Genomic DNA, 16,406 nt, shown 5'->3' on the forward strand with positions numbered 1-16,406 from the left:
ACAAGCCGGTGGCGCGGCAGCGCGAACACCGGCGCGACGTGCCCGGCGCCGAACGGCCCTGCCCTCTCAAGTGCATCGAGCAGCACGAGCGTCGCGCCCTCGGCGGCAAGCGCGCCGTCGATCGCCAGGCTCTCCTCGCCTTGCAGCCGGAACACATCCACCGCCGCGCGCTCTTCGAAGAAAGCCCTGAGTTCGCCAAGCTTCGCCCGCTCGACAGTGATGCCGGCCGCCATTCCATGGCCGCCGCCCTTGACGATCAGCCCGGCATCGGCAGCCTCGCGCACCAGCCGGCCGAGGTCGAAGCCCGACACGGAACGGCCTGACCCGGTACCGACACCATTGGCGTTGAAAGCGATGGCAAAGGCCGGCCGTCTTGCATGGTCCTTGAGCCGCGAGGCAAGCAGGCCGACAATGCCCGGATGCCAGTTGCTGCTGGCTGTGACCACGATGGCCGGACCATTGCCGCCGGCAAGCTCGGCGTCGGCCTCTGAGCGCGCCGCGGCCAGCATCTCCTGCTCCATCGACTGCCGCTCCTGGTTGAGCCGATCCAGCGTCTCGGCGATGGTGCGGGCTTCGACCGGGTCGTCGGTTGCAAGCAGGCGGCTGCCAAGTGCTGCGTCGCCGATGCGCCCACCGGCGTTGATGCGCGGACCGATCAGAAAGGCCAGATGGAACGTGCTGATCGGCTCGCCTATACGCGAGACCCGCGCCAGCGCCGCCAGCCCTTCGTTTCTCTGCTGCCGCGCCACCTGCAGCCCCTTGACGACGAAGGCGCGGTTGACGCCGGTGAGCGGCACCACGTCGCAGACTGTGCCCAGCGCCACCAGGTCGAGCAGGGCAAGCAGGTCCGGCGGTGCGGCATCCGGCAAGCGGCTGCGGAGGATCTTCGCGGTCTGCACCAGGCAAAGGAAGACGACGCCGGCGGCACAAAGATGACCTTGGCCGGAAAGATCGTCCTCGCGATTTGGGTTGACGACCGCAGCCGCCGCCGGCAACAACCCGCCGACCTGATGGTGATCGAGCACCACCACGTCGGCGCCGGCGGCCTTCGCGGCGTCGATGGAAGCAGCACTATTGGTGCCGCAATCGACGGTGACGATCAGCGTCGCGCCGCGCGAGACGAGTTCGCGCATCGCTTCCGGATTGGGGCCGTAGCCCTCGAAGATGCGGTCCGGTATATAAATCTCCGACGGTACCGAGAAATGTGCGAGGAAGCGCTTGAGCAGCGCCGACGAGGCGGCGCCGTCGACATCGTAGTCGCCAAAGATCGCCACCTTTTCCCTGGCCGTCACCGCCTGGGCGATGCGGGCGGCGGCCTTGTCCATGTCGGTCAGCGATGCCGGGTCGGGCAGCATGTTGCGGATGGTCGGATCCAAAAACCGCTCAGTCTGCTCGGCGGTGACGCCGCGCCCGGCCAGCACGCGCGCCACGATGTCGGGCACGCCATAACCTTGCGCGATGGCGAGCGCAGCCATGTCCTGGCGCTCGGTCAGCCGGTGTTCCCAGGAAACGCCGGTGGCCGATTGCCTGACATCGAGGAAAAAGCGTCTTTCCCCCGTCACGTGACGCGCCGTCTGCAATTTGTCATTGCGCACAATATGCAACGGCTAACTGAGTCGAAATCAAAACTTTTCCAGATCCTGGTGCCTGGCCTTGATCTCGCGCACGGTCCGCGATGACGAGCGCAGCACGATCGTATGCGTGGTGATGAAATTGCGGCCGAACTTGACGCCGGCCAGCATGTTGCCGTCGGTGACGCCGGTCGCGGCAAACAGCACGTCGCCGCGTGCCATGTCTTGCGTGTGGTAGATCCGTTTGGGGTCCGAGATGGCCATCTTGGCGGCGCGCACCAGCTTTTCCGGCGTGTCGAGCATCAACCTGCCCTGCATCTGGCCACCGGTGCAGCGCAAGGCGGCAGCTGCGAGCACGCCTTCCGGCGCGCCTCCGGTGCCGAGATAGATGTCGATGCCGGTCTCGTCCGGGTCGGTGGTGTGGATGACCCCGGCGACATCACCGTCGCCGATCAGCCGGATTGCGGCTCCGGTCGCCCGCACGGCTTCGATCAACGCGCCATGGCGTGGCCGGTCGAGAATACAGGCGGTGATCTCCGCCACCGGCACGCCCTTGGCCTTGGCCAGGCTGGCGATGTTTTCGGCCGGCGAGGCATCGATGTCGATGATGCCGTCGGCATAGCCCGGGCCGATCGCGATCTTGTCCATATAGACGTCCGGCGCGAACAAAAGGCTGCCTTTTTCGGCAATGGCGATAACGGCCAATGCGTTGGGCAGGTTCTTGGCGCAGATCGTCGTGCCTTCGAGCGGATCGAGCGCTATGTCGACAGCTGGGCCTTTGCCGGTACCGACCTCCTCGCCGATATAGAGCATCGGCGCCTCGTCGCGCTCGCCTTCGCCGATCACCACCGTACCGTTGATGGCAAGACGGTTGAGCTCCTGCCGCATGGCATCGACCGCGACCTGGTCGGCGGCTTTCTCGTCGCCGCGTCCGCGCAATCTGGCGGCCGCGACCGCGGCGCGTTCGGTGACGCGCACCAATTCCATGGTCAGTATCCGGTCGAGGCCGGCGACAATGTTCTGGGCCACATTCATCGGTGGACAATCCTCGTTGGCACTTTGTTTTTATGCATGTCGTTGTCCCAAAACCGCCGCACACTTTTGGGCGACATGCATTAGCCTCCCGCCAGAGACGCGCTTCTTGTGTCAAAGCCCCGTGACAACAGCAAGACCTGCGCTGGACCTTTTTGAAAGCGCAGCAATATCAATCGATTAAACGCAAAATGTGAGACTACTATCCGGCCCGCTCGATGCGGATGACTTGCGGCTTGTCGGTCAGAAGGCTGTCCCTGGTGATGCCGTCGACGGCCTTGCGCACCGCCGCCTCGGTCGTCTCGTGGGTCACCAGGATGACCGTCTTCTGTGCCTCGGTTTCCGGCCCGGCGGCATGCTGGACGATCGATTCCAGCGAAATGTCGTTGTCGGCCATGCGCTTGGCTATTGCCGCGAAGACGCCGAGGCGGTCGTGCACGGTCAGCCGGATGAAATAGCCGCCGGCATGGCTGCGCATCTGCGCCTTCTTGTAAGGCTTCAATTCCTTCGCCGGCCGGCCGAAGACCGGACCATGCTGGAAGCCAGGCCGGCTCTTGGCGATGTCGGCAATGTCGCCGATCACCGCCGACGCGGTGGCATTGCCGCCGGCGCCAGGGCCGGAAAGCAGCAATTCGCCGAGGATGTCGGTTTCTATCGCGACCGCATTGGTGACGCCGTGCACCTGCGCGATGACCGAGGCCGTCGGCACCATGGTCGGGTGCACGCGCTGCTCGATGCCGCTTTCGGTGCGTTGGGCGACGCCAAGCAGCTTGATCCGGTAGCCGAGATCGCCGGCCGCGCGGATGTCGGCCTGGCTGATGTTGGAGATGCCTTCCATGTAGATATCGTTGGCGGCGATCCTCGTGCCGAAGGCAAGGCTGGTCAGGATCGACAGCTTGTGCGCGGTGTCGTGGCCCTCGATGTCGAAGGTCGGGTCGGCTTCGGCATAGCCCAGCCGTTGCGCATCCTTCAGGCATGCATCAAAGGACAGGCCCTCGGCTTCCATGCGCGTCAGAATATAGTTGCAGGTACCGTTGAGGATGCCGAAAACGCGGGTCACCGAATTGCCGGCCATCGCCTCGCGCATTGTCTTGATGACCGGAATGCCGCCGGCCACCGCCGCCTCGTAGTTGAGCAGCACGCCTTTCCTCTCGGCGATCTCGGCCAATGCCACCCCGTGCTTGGCAAGCAACGCCTTGTTTGCGGTGACGACATGTCGGCCGGCCTCGAGCGCCGCTTTGACGGACGAGCGTGACGGGCCTTCGTCGCCGCCGATCAGCTCGACGAAGACATCTATCTCGGCGGTCTGCGCCATCTTGACGGCGTCGTCGAACCACCGTGCTGTGCCAAGATCAACGCCGCGGTCGCGTTTGGGATCGCGGGCCGAAACCGCCGACACGACGATGTCGCGTCCGCACTGCCGCGTTAGTTCGGCCGCCTTGTCGCGCAGCACGCGGGCCACCGACGCACCGACAGTGCCGAGGCCGGCAATTCCAACACGCAACGCTTCAGTCATCGGAGAGTCTGCCCGCCAACTAGAATTGATTTTCGACCGCAACCAGATAGTCGTCGTTTTCATCTGGCTTCCGGGTCACGGTGACTATAGTCCCAGGCTGAAACTCCCACACTTCCGAGGCTGGTATGGGCTGGTCCAAGATGAGGTATGTGGTCGGACTAATTTGTTTTGCTTGCACCGGCCGCCAAACCGAGACCGACTCATCGATTAGCCTGACATAAACGACGGCTTGGACGTTCATGCTGGCGGGGTCGGTCATGGCTGTGACTGAACCACTCAGCGATGCGCGGCGAGCGGGACGACATTGTTTGGCTGCTTGGCGCTGGACGTCAGGAAGCGCTTGATGTTGCGCGCTGCCTGACGGATCCGGTGCTCGTTTTCGACCAGCGCGATGCGCACATGATCGTCGCCATGCTCGCCGAAGCCGACGCCCGGCGCCACCGCGACGTCGGCGTGCTCGATCAGGAGCTTGGAGAATTCAAGCGAGCCCAGGTGCTTGAACGGCTCCGGGATCGGCGCCCAGGCGAACATCGATGCCGCCGGCGCGGGAATGGTCCAGCCGGCACGGCTGAAGGCGTCGACCATGACATCGCGGCGTTTGCGGTAGACGTCGCGCACTTCGGCGATGTCGGCGCCGTCGCCGTTGAGTGCATGCGCCGCCGCCACCTGGATCGGCGTGAAGGCGCCGTAGTCGAGATAGGATTTCACGCGCGTCAGCGCCGAGATCAGCCGTTCATTGCCGACCGCAAAACCCATGCGCCAGCCCGGCATCGAAAAGGTCTTCGACATCGAGGTGAACTCGACCGCGACGTCCATGGCGCCCGGCACCTGCAGCACCGAAGGCGGCGGATTGCCGTCGAAGTAGATCTCCGAATAGGCGAGATCCGACAGGATGATGATGTCGTTCTTCCTGGCGAAGGCCACCACCTCCTTGTAGAAATCGAGCGAAGCGACCAGTGCCGTCGGGTTGGACGGATAATTGAGGATCAGTGCTAGCGGCTTCGGGATCGAATGGCGGATGCCGCGCTCCAACGCCGGGATGAAGCCGTCGTCCGGCTCGACCTGCAGCGAGCGGATGACCCCGCCCGACATGATGAAGCCGAAGGCGTGGATCGGATAGGTCGGATTGGGGCACAGGATCACGTCGCCGGGCGCGGTGATCGCCTGCGCCATATTGGCAAAGCCCTCCTTCGAGCCGAGCGTCGCCACCACCTGGCTGTCCGGGTCGAGCTTCACACCGAAGCGGCGGGCATAGTAGTTGGCCTGGGCACGGCGCAGACCCGGAATGCCGCGCGACGACGAATAGCGGTGCGTGCGCGGATCGCGCACCACCTCGCACAGTTTGTCGACGATGGCCTTGGGCGTCGGCAGGTCCGGATTGCCCATGCCAAGGTCGATGATGTCGGCGCCGCGCGAACGCGCGCTGGCCTTCAGCCGGTTGACCTGTTCGAAAACATAGGGCGGAAGCCGGCGGACCTTGTGAAATTCTTCCATGGCAGTTCCAGACAGTGAGGTTGCGGTCGCGCGTATAAGCCTATTTGCAATTAGGGTCGAGAGCGGGGTCGCATTTGCCTTCGATCTGCTTCAGCGCCTCGGCGCCGTGTTTTTTCGCCAGCTGGTCCAGCGCTGCCTGGTCCGCGACCTTGACGCCGCCGCCCTTCGCAGCCTGGCTCTGCTCCTCGGCCTTCAGTTGGGCGAGCTTGGCGTTCTTTTCCTCGTCGGTGAATTGCTCGGCCGCCACCTGCGGCCGGATGTTCAGGTTCGGGTAGGAACCGGTGTCCTTCGCCCCGACAAGGCCGGTGGCGGGCGCTGCACCTTCCATGTTGCTGCTCGTGCAACCGGCCATCGCCAACAGGACGAGCGCCATGCGGCAAAAACGACCAGTGCCGGAAAAAACGTTCTTGCCAATATTAATCGTCATATTGTTTTCCTGGCGGTCGGGTTAGAGCACATTGGACCCTGTCCGATATCCCATGGTAATATGTCAACAAAACGCTTCGGGAGGAACCCCGCGAACCATGTCCAAAACACCCGATTCGGGCAAAGCGGAAGATGACCAACCTTCGACCGTCGAGCAATATCTGGTGAAGGACCCGGAACGCTTCGCTCTGAACATGGCTCGCATGATCGAGCAGGCCGGCAAAGCCGCCTCGGCATGGGCCGAGCCGCGGGAAAAGGGTGAGGTGCGCGATCACGTCGCCGAGCCAGTCGTCGACATGGTGAAGACCTTCTCCAAGCTCACCGAGTACTGGCTCTCCGACCCGCAGCGCGCGCTGGAGGCACAAACGCGGCTGTTTTCCGGCTACATGACCGTCTGGGCCAACTCCATCCAGCGCCTCAGTGCCGGCGGCGAAGATGCCGACGACGCGGTCAGGCCCGAGCGCGGCGACAAGCGTTTCCAGGACCCCGAATGGGGCCGCAACGCCTTCTTCGACTTTCTGAAACAGGCCTATCTGGTTACCTCGCGCTGGGCGGCCGAACTGGTCGAGCACGCCGACGGCCTGGACGAGCACACCCGCCACAAGGCCAGCTTTTACGTCAGGCAGGTGTCCAACGCCATCTCGCCGTCGAATTTCATCCTGACCAATCCGGAATTGTTCCGCGAGACCGTCGCCTCGAACGGCGAAAACCTGGTACGCGGCATGAAAATGCTGGCCGAGGACATTGCCGCCGGCAAGGGCGACCTGAAGCTGCGGCAGGCGGACTATTCACCCTTCGAGATCGGCAAGAATCTCGCCACGACGCCCGGCAAGGTAGTCGGCCGCAGCGACGTCGCCGAAATCCTGCAATACGAGCCGACGACCGAGACCGTGCTCAAGCGGCCGCTGCTGATCTGCCCGCCATGGATCAACAAATACTACATCCTCGACCTCAACCCGCAAAAATCCTTCATTCGTTGGGCAGTCGAGCAAGGCCACACCGTCTTCGTCATCTCCTGGATCAACCCGGACGAGCGGCACGGCGCCAAGAGCTGGGAGGCCTATATCAGGGAGGGCCTGCAATACGGCCTCGACACGATCGAGAGGGCCACCGGCGAAAAAGACGTCAACGCCATCGGCTATTGCGTCGGCGGCACGCTTCTGGCGGCGGCTCTGGCGCTGATGGCGCAGGAAGGCGACCACCGCATCAAATCCGCCACCTTCTTCACCACCCAGGTCGATTTCACCTATGCCGGCGATCTAAAAGTGTTCGTCGACGAGGAGCAGGTCGCGGCTGTCGAAAAGGCGATGAACGAGAAAGGCTATCTCGACGGCACCAAGATGGCGACCGCCTTCAACATGCTGCGCTCGGGCGACCTGATCTGGCCCTATGTCGTCAACAACTACATGCGCGGCAAGGATCCCCTGCCCTTCGACCTGCTCTACTGGAATGCCGATTCGACCCGCATGGGCGCTGCCAACCATTCTTTCTATTTGCGCAATTGCTATCTCGAGAACAGGCTTTCGCAGGGCATGATGGAACTAGCCGGCCGCACGGTTTCGCTGAAGGACGTTACCATTCCGGTCTACAACCTCGCCTCTAAGGAGGACCACATCGCACCGGCGCTGTCGGTATTCCTCGGCTCGAAATATTTCGGCGGCGAGGTCGATTACGTCATGGCCGGCTCCGGCCACATCGCCGGGGTCGTCAATCCGCCGGCGGCGCAGAAATATCACTACTGGACCGGCAGCAAGCCGGCCGGCGACTTCGACCAGTGGCTCGCCGGGGCCACCGACCATCCCGGTTCCTGGTGGCCGCACTGGCAACGCTGGATCGAAGCCAAGGACAATACCCGCGTACCGGCCCGCAAACCGGGCGAGCATATGCGAGTTCTAGGCGAAGCCCCCGGCACCTATGTCAAGGTGCGCGTGTAACCATCTGTAATGTGTGGTGAGTTGACGCGCCGCCAAAAGCGGGCGAAATGGTGCCGTCAACCCTGAGCAGCCTTGATTCATCCTCTAGCCGCCAAATTACTTTGAGGCTTGCAGATTTGACACAGGTCTCGTTTCCGGTTCGGGAACAAGGGTCATTTCGACGAGACGTTTCGGCGTCGCGCCAATGACGAACCGGTCGGATATCGAGGGGGAATTTTGTTTTGAGATCAGCAGGATCGCGCCTCGCGAAGGGAGAAAGCCGCGCCATTGTGGCGGCACTTTTCTCGGTGCTCCTGGCGTCCTGCACCTCGGCCGGCGACCCGACCATGTCGGTCGGCATGCCAGGCTATAATACCTCGGCTACCGAAATCAGCACGGCCGCCGGTGCGCCCCAGGCCAGCACGGCCGTATCATCGTCGCAGATGACAACCGCACAAATGACGATGAATGCCGACGGCGACGCCAACCTTCCCCAGCAGGTGGCCTATGTGCCAATGGCCAAGCCAGGGGCCAAGCCCGATGCCGGCTTCCCGATCGCCGTTCCCACGGCAGCCGAGACTATCGCGGGACAGACGCCGCAGCCGCTGCAACCAAACGCCCAGACGGCCGATCAGGCCGTGGCACAGAACAGTGCTGATGCATCGAAGCCCGACGCCAAGGCCGCAGCGCCGGCGATGAACAACCCGGTCTATGTGACCGCCGGCGAGATGCCGCAGCCACAGGCCTACGCACCGAAGAAAAATTTCCTGGCCTCGCTGTTCAGCGCCACCCCCGCTTCGGCGGCATCGCCGGCCAACAGCAGATCGGGCGGGCAATCAACGGTCGTGCAGGCCAAGGCGACGCCTGCGGCAGAACCCACCGTCACCCTGGCCTCGGCCAACCCGGCCGAAAAGCCCGTGCAGCTGGTGTCGACCGGCGATACCAGCCACTTCACGGCCGATGCGCTGCCAGGTGTGCGCCAGACGGCGCTGTTCGAGATCAAGCGCAAATCCGGCCTCGACGATGAGAGCGACGTCGATCTCAACGAAGACGAAGGTTCGGGTGGCGCCTACCAGGTCGCCTCCGCCGCCGGCCTCGCCCGGCTGGCACCCAACGGTCTCCTGAAACAGAACGAAAGCGTCGACGTCGCCTGCTTGAAGCCGTCGCTGGTTCGCGTGCTGAAGACGATCGAAGGCCACTACGGCCGCAAGATGACGGTCACCTCCGGCTATCGCGATCCGGCCCGCAACCGCCGCGCCAACGGCGCCAAGAATTCGCTGCACATGTACTGCGCCGCCGCCGACATTCAGGTTCCCGGCGTCTCGAAATGGGAACTGGCGAGCTACCTCCGCACCATGCCGGGCCGCGGCGGCGTCGGCACCTACTGTCACACCGAATCCGTTCACGTCGATGTCGGGCCCGAGCGCGACTGGAACTGGCGCTGCCGCAGGCGTGGCTAGGGCGAGGTTCTTTCGCCACTGCGAAGGCTCCCCTCGGCGACGTTACATCATGCCGCAAAACCAGCTTGGCTGTCGGAAAAACGCGGTTTGGAGCCAACGGAAAAAAGTTGTCGCAGCCGGCGGCAGACGGGTTGCCGGTTTGTCGCGACGCAACTATAAGCGCTCACATCTGAGCGCGCCCATCGTCTAGCGGTCAGGACACCGCCCTTTCACGGCGGTAACAGGGGTTCGATTCCCCTTGGGCGTACCAGCAATTTCAACTTGGCATATGTCTATCGTCAGCGTGATGCTGCGCAAGCTTTGCTGGACCCGCCACTCTGATGGGGATGTCGGCAAGAGGAGGCGAAGACAGACTGAGGATTGTGTCGAAGGCTTCCTATGCCCGCAGTCCCCTCGCCTCGCCGCCGCGCTTGCGTGGAACCATCATGTCCCTGGCAAGGAGGCCGCTCACCCGGCAAAAGGCCATGAAGGCCCGCCATGCGTCTTCGGTCTCGACGATGTCCACCGTGGCGCCGAAACAGGCGTTGAACGCGGCCTGGTAGGTTGGCCCCTTCCGGCGAACCGGCCACGTTTGCAGGAAATCGAGCGCCTGCTCGACACTGTAGATTTCCTCGACCGGCTGGCCGGGCACAGGCGCGATCCGCACCGGCACCTCGAATTGCAGTCTGTCCATTCGATCTCTCCCGAACCGACGCCCCCGCAGCAACGCCGTTCGCCGCAAAAAATTGCCGTGGCGGCTTAATGCTTGGGCCGCTTCTCGCCCAGAAATGTGTCGTCACTGCGGTAGCCAATGAACCCGACGGAAGCATGGGCCGCTACAGGCAAGGAGAATGCCCCCAGGCGTGAATATCGCCGGTCTTCGGCCGTCGCCGGCAGTTCGTCCTTGAACCTTGCGCTTTCCAGTGCCAAATCTGGGGAGATTTCTCTCGCGGAGGCTCATCCAGCCTCGCATCTCTGCAAGACGGATAAAAATGGTCACCTATCTCGACGCCGCCACGGCACCGCTCAGAAACACCGGCCAGATCCGTCTTTACGACGAGGAAGGTTTTGTCGGCATGCGCAAGGCTTGCGATCTCACCGCGCGCTGCCTCGACGAACTGGTGACGATGGTGGCGCCCGGCGTCACCACCGAAGCGATCGATCGCTTCGTCTTCGAGTTCGGCATGGACCATGGCGCGCTTCCGGCGACGCTCAACTACCGCGGCTACACGAAATCATCCTGCACCTCGATCAACCACGTCGTCTGTCACGGCATACCCGACAGCAAGCCGTTGAAGGATGGCGACGTCGTCAATATCGACGTCACCTATATCCTCGACGGCTGGCATGGCGACTCCTCGCGCATGTATCCGGTGGGCACGATCAAGCGTGCCGCGGAGCGGCTGCTCGAAGTCACGTATGAGTGCCTGATGCGCGGCATCGCGGCAATCAAGCCGGGCGCCCGCACCGGCGCCATCGGCGCCGCCATCCAGACCTATGCCGAAGCCGAGCGTTGCTCGGTAGTGCGCGATTTCTGCGGCCACGGGGTCGGCCGGCTGTTTCACGACGCACCGAACATCCTGCATTACGGCAGCGCCAGCGAAGGCGTCGAGATGCGGCCGGGCATGATCTTCACTGTCGAGCCGATGATCAATCTCGGCCGGCCGCATGTGAAAGTGCTGTCGGACGGCTGGACCGCGGTGACGCGCGACCGTTCGCTGTCGGCGCAGTACGAGCACACGATCGGCGTCACCGAAACCGGCTGCGAGATCTTCACGCTGTCGCCAAAAAACCTCGACCGCCCCGGCCTGCGGGCCTAGTGTCTGGCAGATCGGGCGTTACCGTGCCCGGCAAATGCTGGGTGGGGCAGCCATGAACGGTGACGACGACGAGCGGGCCTTCTTTCCCGAAAGGCCGGTGCGATCGCCCGCCAAGGCGGTGGCCGCCGACAAGCCGCATTATCTCGGCCATCGCGACCGCTTGCGCGAGCGCTTCGCCGCCGGTCCCAACACCCTCCCCGACTACGAACTGCTCGAGCTTTTATTGTTTCGGCTGATCCCGCGCGCCGACACCAAGCCGATCGCCAAGGCATTGCTGGCACGCTTCGGTACATTGGCCGAGGTCCTCGGCGCGCCCGTCGAGCGCCTGCAGGAGGTGAAGGGCATCGGCCCGGCGGTGGCGCTCGACCTCAAGGTGGTTGCGGCAACGGCGCAGCGCATGGCGCGCGGCGAGATCGCCGGCCGCGAGCTGTTGTCGACCTGGACGCAGGTTCTCGAATACTGCCGGTCGGTGATGGCCTTCGAGGAGCGCGAGCAGTTCCGCATTCTGTTCCTCGACAAGAAGAACGCGCTGATCGCCGACGAAGTCCAGCAGGTCGGCACCGTCGACCACACACCGGTCTATCCGCGCGAGGTGGTCAGGCGCGCTTTGGAGCTCTCCGCTACGGCGATCATTCTGGCGCATAACCACCCGTCGGGAGACCCGACGCCGTCGCGCGCCGACATCGAGATGACCAAGCTGATCATCGAGACGGCCAAACCGCTGGGCATTGCCGTTCACGACCACATTATCATCGGCAGGAAAGGCCACTCCAGCATGAAGGGCCTGCTGCTGATTTGAGGTTTGTTGTTTTCAGCTTTGTTGCGCGGATGTACCGCGACGCTCAAGGCGGGTCGGGTCGGTAAACTCCGGCACCGAGGCTCAGCTGGCCGTGCGCAGGCGCCGCGATCGGACAAAGGTCTTAAGTCCCTCGGAATCGAACGCGTGGCCGAAGGCATAACCCTGCAATATATCGCAGCCCAGGCCCTTGAGTAGCCGTGCATGCTGCATCGTCTCGACGCCTTCCGCCACGACCTCGATACCCAGCGACTTGCCGATTTCAATGATCGACGAGACAACCTGCCTTCTCTGCGGCGATTTGACGATTGGGGTGACCAGCTGCCGATCTATCTTTAGCCGGCGCGGCTGCAACTTCAGCAAACTGACCATCGAAGCGTAGCCGGTACCAAAATCGTCTATTTCGACGTCAATCCCTAGTTCTTTTATTTGCTCTATGTTCCAGGTGACAAGGTCGTCGTTCTCATCCAGGAAAATCGACTCAACAAGCTCAAACGAAACTGTTCCTTTCTTGATATTTTGTTCTCGCAGGCTCTTGATGAGCTCCTCGTCTTGAAGGCGCCGCGCCGAGACATTGACCGACACCCGCGGAATGCGAAGTTTTGCAGCGGACCACTCTTCGAAATCCAAAAGCGATTGCTTCAATATGGCTTGGTCGATGAACGAGACGACGTTCAGTTCTTCTGCAATCCTCAGGAAGACGTCGGGCGCCAAAATACCCTTTACTGGATGTCTCCACCTCGCCAGCGCCTCAACCCCAACGATTTCGAGCGTCTTTGCGTCAAATTGGGGCTGGTAGAACGGGATGAACTCGTTGCGCTCGAGGCCGCCGAGAATTTCGTCGGCGATCCGCTTTGTATCGACGATTTCGCTTTGCATCGCGCCAGTGAAGAATTCGTATCGATTGCGCCCACGCCTCTTTGCTCGGTAAAGCGCGATGTCGGCGTTTACCAGCAGGTGTTTGGCTTCGACACCTTTTCCGTTGTCGACAGCTATACCCACGCTGACGCCAAAACGGCATCGATGGCCTTGATAGTAGACGGGTTCGCGCATCTGGCTGATTACCCGATCGGCAAGCAGCGCCAGTTGCTTGGTATCGTCGCGTACCACGCACAGAACGATGAATTCGTCTCCTCCGATGCGGGCGACGAATCCTTCGTCGCCGACCTTCGATCTGAGGACTGTCGACGCGTGAACCAACATCGCGTCACCGGCGGCGTGGCCCAGCGTATCGTTGATGTGCTTGAACCGATCCAGATCTATGTGAAGCAGTGCCGCATGCCCGCCTGAGCGCCTGGCGTTTGCCGCGTAGTCTTCCAGTACTTGGTCGAGGTAACGCCGATTGGGCAAGCCGGTCAGCGAGTCATGAAGCGCGATGTGCTCTATGCGCGCCTTGGCCGACTCGAGTTCTGCATTTTTCGACTCGGACAGCTGTTTTGCGCGAACCAGATCCTTGTTCAGCAGGACGTCGGCAGTCACGTCCCATTCCGCGCCGATCATTTTTGGGGTGTCGTTTGTGGCCCGGTAAAGGATCGCCTTGGACCGGACATGACGGATTTCGCCATTCGGGCGCACAATCCGGTACTCCGACAAATATGGTCGTCCGCTGGCCACCGCCCTATCGAAATCTGCGTTGGCGCCAGCCAGATCATCTGGATGGATCGCTCCCGCCCAGTCTGTGTAGCCCCGGTGCTCCCCCGCTGGTTTGCCATATATTTCATTGACGCGTTCATCCCATGTAAGCTCGTTGGTCGCGAGATCGTGTTCCCAAACCCCGATAGCCGAAGCTTCCAGAGCGAGTTCAAGGCGCCGTGACAATCGGCGCAATTCCGCATAATTGCGCTGTCTTTCGCCTATCAGACGACCAGTGACCAGGAAGGGGAACACAACCAAGGCCCCGGCCGTCGCCATGATCGCGCGCAACAACCATGCGTTACTTGGCGTCGAAGGCCAGCCGTTCTTGGGAATGGCAGCGAGCTGCCACGAGCCGGAAGGAAGCAAAACGTCAGCCGTCACCGGATCGCTTTTGCTGATTTCCTCATTGCCGTAGAATTGACCACCACGGTGACCGAGGGCGTCCCTGCCGATCAGCGCGACGTCGATCCCGAGATCGTCGTCAAGCATGCCGCTCGCTCTGTAAAGGCGCTGCACGTCGACAACGGCGGAAATAATGCCCCAGAACCTTTCCGTGTTGCCCGCGCTCGGCACGAAAACCGGAAAGCGGCCGATGAAGCCTTGTCCTCCCTGCTTCAGCTCGACGGGACCGGCAAGCACCAGCTTGCGTTCATCTCGCGCCCTTAGCGCAGCCGCGCGCTGACGCTCGTTCTTGCGGTAGTCCAGGCCCATCGCCTGCTCGTTACCCTCCATCGGGTACATCAGGGAAACGACCAGATCGGGCGCGCCGGCAATATTGTTCAATTGCGAGTCGGCGCCAAACAAATTGCTCGCCAGCGAGGCGAAGCGTTGCTGTCCCATATAGGGCTCGGTCACGACCGCGGCGACCAATCCACGCACGAGTTGAAGGTTTCCGTTGATATTGCCTTCGAGCTTGGCGCGGATGAGATTGACCTTGGTCAACACGTCCGCACGGACGGCCTGGTCCGAGACGACTTTGTTCTGGTGCTCCGCGAACGCTGCGCTGATAAGTATGACGACAAGCGCGATCGCCGCCGGAATATTTGCCGACGAAAAGACGACCTCCTTGATGCCGCCGAACCTAGCGCGGAAAAAAGCCAATAGGCGATTCCTCAAGTGCCATTTCAGGTTCCCGGGTCGACCCGATGAGGAACATTAGCTTTCAATGTTTAATTTGACCTTCACGCTCCTTAGAGCTTTTGCACTTTCCGACCGTTGCTGATGTTGCAGGCCCGAGCGGTTGGAGCCAGCTACCGATTTCCTCTGACATGGTCCCACCGGTTGAGATGCGCTGGGCCGGCAATCCAGCGTCTGTCAACCATTCGCGAGGAGATCTGATGGGAGCAGGAAACGGCGGCCGGCCGCCGTTTCCTGCTCATCTCAAGGCGCTCGGCTGTGGAAGCCGACCGAGAGAGAGGCCAGCTAGACCAGGCTTGCTCGGAAGATCGAGGAGCGCGAGCGCGATTGCAAACTTCGACGCTCCGACCCGAGTACTCGAGAGCGTTGACCTGGACTAGTGCCCCTCAATCGCCTTGGGAGACACAAGGTACGGTATCTTGCCGACGCTGCGCTTCGTCGCCCCAATGGAATAGGCCATCGGTATCTTGGGAGAGTTCTCGGGCAGGCCGTACATATCCTTGCCGGCCCGCACCGCAAATGAAAAGTGCTGCCACGAAACCGTGTCATGCTCATTGAGAAAATCGAGCGTCAGACCCGCTGAAATCAGCGCATTCACCACGTCACTGATCGGGTGGATCCACTCATAATAGCGAGGATGCTTCAAGATGCGGTCATCGCCGGTGTAGGTCAGTTCCTCGTTCCAGGCGAGCGGCCGAGCTATCGGCGTTCGCCAGTCGTGCTTCAATTCCAGGGCCGCTGCCTTTCGATCGCACTGAAACATCAATGGATGGCCCTCGGCCATGTAGAGGCGGCCGCCGGGTCGCAGGAGATCGGCAACCACCCGCGCCCAACGGAACACGTCGTCCAGCCAGTTTACCGAACCCCAGGTAACGTAAGCGATGTCAAAGGTCCGACCGAGCGCTTCCACCGCCTCGAACAGTGGCGCTTCCACGAAGCGCACGTCGGTGCCTGCCTTCGCAGCAAAATCCCGCGCCGCCACGATCGCCGTCGGTGAAAAGTCGAGCCCGGTCACGCTGCCTGCGCCGAGATTCTTCAGGCTGATCGTGTCAAGACCGATGTGACATTGCAGGTGGACGATATCCTTTCCGGCGATATCGCCGAGCTCGCGCGTTTCCAGCTCATAGAGATTGGATCCGCCGGCCAGCACATTCTCGATGTGGTAGCTGCCCGTTGTGTCGGTCGAGTGCAGTTCGGCCCGATCATCCCAATTAAGGCGGTTCGCGCCCAGAAACCGTTCCAAATTCCCCCCACCCCTGACTGACGCATGGTAAACAAGTCGTTAAAGTACCTTTGCAGCGAAAGTATCGCGCGTCAATCCGGACCGGGCGGCAGTGTGCGCCGCCGCTCGCGAAAGCCATAGCTCCGGGAAGGCTTGCCGCTGATCAAAGGCTCCTGGCGCAGTCGCCGTGCCCGGCGACAAGACCCCGCAGGCGACCCCCGACCCCACTGTCGTGGTCTGCATGTGGATTAGTCGGTTCCTCAGCCCCCGCGGCCACCATCGCGATGTTTCTGGAGAGCTCGTTTGTGGGGTCAACTGCGTCTGCTCTGCCGCTCGTGAGTGCTCGGTAAAGTGCCACATAATCGCTGCACATGCGCTCGACCGTGAACCGCTTCTCGAACGTCT

General features: G+C 62.2%; 12 protein-coding genes and 1 tRNA gene. 5 read left to right on the top strand and 8 right to left on the bottom strand.

Annotated elements, in window-relative coordinates; genetic code table 11:
• The 5 genes from recJ to E5W70_RS17720 form a co-directional block, all read right to left on the bottom strand.
• Positions 1-1,562 (bottom strand): single-stranded-DNA-specific exonuclease RecJ (gene recJ, locus E5W70_RS17700; RefSeq protein ID WP_292660181.1); only part of this gene is annotated, 1,562 nt, incomplete at its 3' end.
• A gap of 60 nt (positions 1,563-1,622) precedes the next feature.
• Positions 1,623-2,606, bottom strand: a complete 984-nt coding sequence (gene glpX, locus E5W70_RS17705) for a class II fructose-bisphosphatase (RefSeq protein WP_292660184.1) — start codon at positions 2,604-2,606, stop codon at positions 1,623-1,625.
• Between the two features lie 199 nt (positions 2,607-2,805).
• A complete protein-coding gene (locus E5W70_RS17710) occupies positions 2,806-4,119 on the bottom strand; it encodes a homoserine dehydrogenase (protein WP_292660188.1) in 1,314 nt (437 codons plus the stop codon).
• 276 nt (positions 4,120-4,395) lie between these two features.
• Complete coding sequence (locus E5W70_RS17715) at positions 4,396-5,613, bottom strand: LL-diaminopimelate aminotransferase (RefSeq protein ID WP_292660191.1); 1,218 nt, start codon at positions 5,611-5,613, stop codon at positions 4,396-4,398.
• Positions 5,614-5,653: 40 nt separating this feature from the next.
• Complete coding sequence (locus tag E5W70_RS17720; RefSeq protein ID WP_366509714.1) at positions 5,654-5,986, bottom strand: hypothetical protein; 333 nt, start codon at positions 5,984-5,986, stop codon at positions 5,654-5,656.
• A gap of 151 nt (positions 5,987-6,137) precedes the next feature.
• Here E5W70_RS17720 and phaC point away from each other — a divergent pair, with 151 nt between their 5' ends.
• The 3 genes from phaC to E5W70_RS17735 all read left to right on the top strand — a co-directional run bounded on the left by phaC (position 6,138) and on the right by E5W70_RS17735 (position 9,662).
• Entirely contained in the window at positions 6,138-7,973 is a 1,836-nt protein-coding gene (phaC, locus tag E5W70_RS17725) for a class I poly(R)-hydroxyalkanoic acid synthase (protein ID WP_292660196.1), read from the top strand.
• A 269-nt stretch (positions 7,974-8,242) separates the two neighbouring features.
• Positions 8,243-9,412 (top strand): YcbK family protein, encoded by a 1,170-nt coding sequence (locus tag E5W70_RS17730; protein ID WP_292660198.1) that lies wholly within the window; start codon positions 8,243-8,245, stop codon positions 9,410-9,412.
• Between the two features lie 175 nt (positions 9,413-9,587).
• Positions 9,588-9,662: transfer RNA gene (locus E5W70_RS17735), tRNA-Glu, on the top strand.
• Positions 9,663-9,788: 126 nt separating this feature from the next.
• Here the strand turns inward: E5W70_RS17735 and E5W70_RS17740 are convergent.
• The gene (locus E5W70_RS17740) at positions 9,789-10,085 is read right to left on the bottom strand and encodes a DUF982 domain-containing protein (protein WP_023678889.1); all 297 of its coding nucleotides are present in this window, start codon (positions 10,083-10,085) and stop codon (positions 9,789-9,791) included.
• Between the two features lie 298 nt (positions 10,086-10,383).
• Between E5W70_RS17740 and map the strand changes: the two genes are divergently transcribed.
• Both map and radC read left to right on the top strand, forming a co-directional pair.
• Positions 10,384-11,211 (top strand): type I methionyl aminopeptidase, encoded by an 828-nt coding sequence (gene map / locus E5W70_RS17745; protein ID WP_292660201.1) that lies wholly within the window; start codon positions 10,384-10,386, stop codon positions 11,209-11,211.
• A gap of 52 nt (positions 11,212-11,263) precedes the next feature.
• Positions 11,264-12,010, top strand: coding sequence for a DNA repair protein RadC (gene radC, locus E5W70_RS17750; RefSeq protein ID WP_292660204.1), 747 nt, complete (start codon positions 11,264-11,266; stop codon positions 12,008-12,010).
• A gap of 81 nt (positions 12,011-12,091) precedes the next feature.
• On the opposite strand, the gene E5W70_RS17755 is transcribed toward radC, so the two are convergent.
• Both E5W70_RS17755 and E5W70_RS17760 read right to left on the bottom strand, forming a co-directional pair.
• On the bottom strand, positions 12,092-14,671 hold the full coding sequence (locus E5W70_RS17755) for an EAL domain-containing protein (protein ID WP_292660212.1): 2,580 nt from the start codon (positions 14,669-14,671) through the stop codon (positions 12,092-12,094).
• Positions 14,672-15,155: 484 nt separating this feature from the next.
• A complete protein-coding gene (locus E5W70_RS17760) occupies positions 15,156-16,022 on the bottom strand; it encodes a class I SAM-dependent methyltransferase (RefSeq protein ID WP_023678894.1) in 867 nt (288 codons plus the stop codon).
• Positions 16,023-16,406: the final 384 nt, after the last annotated feature.

Source organism: Mesorhizobium sp., assembly GCF_005063415.1.
Taxonomy (GTDB): Bacteria; Pseudomonadota; Alphaproteobacteria; order Rhizobiales; family Rhizobiaceae; genus Mesorhizobium.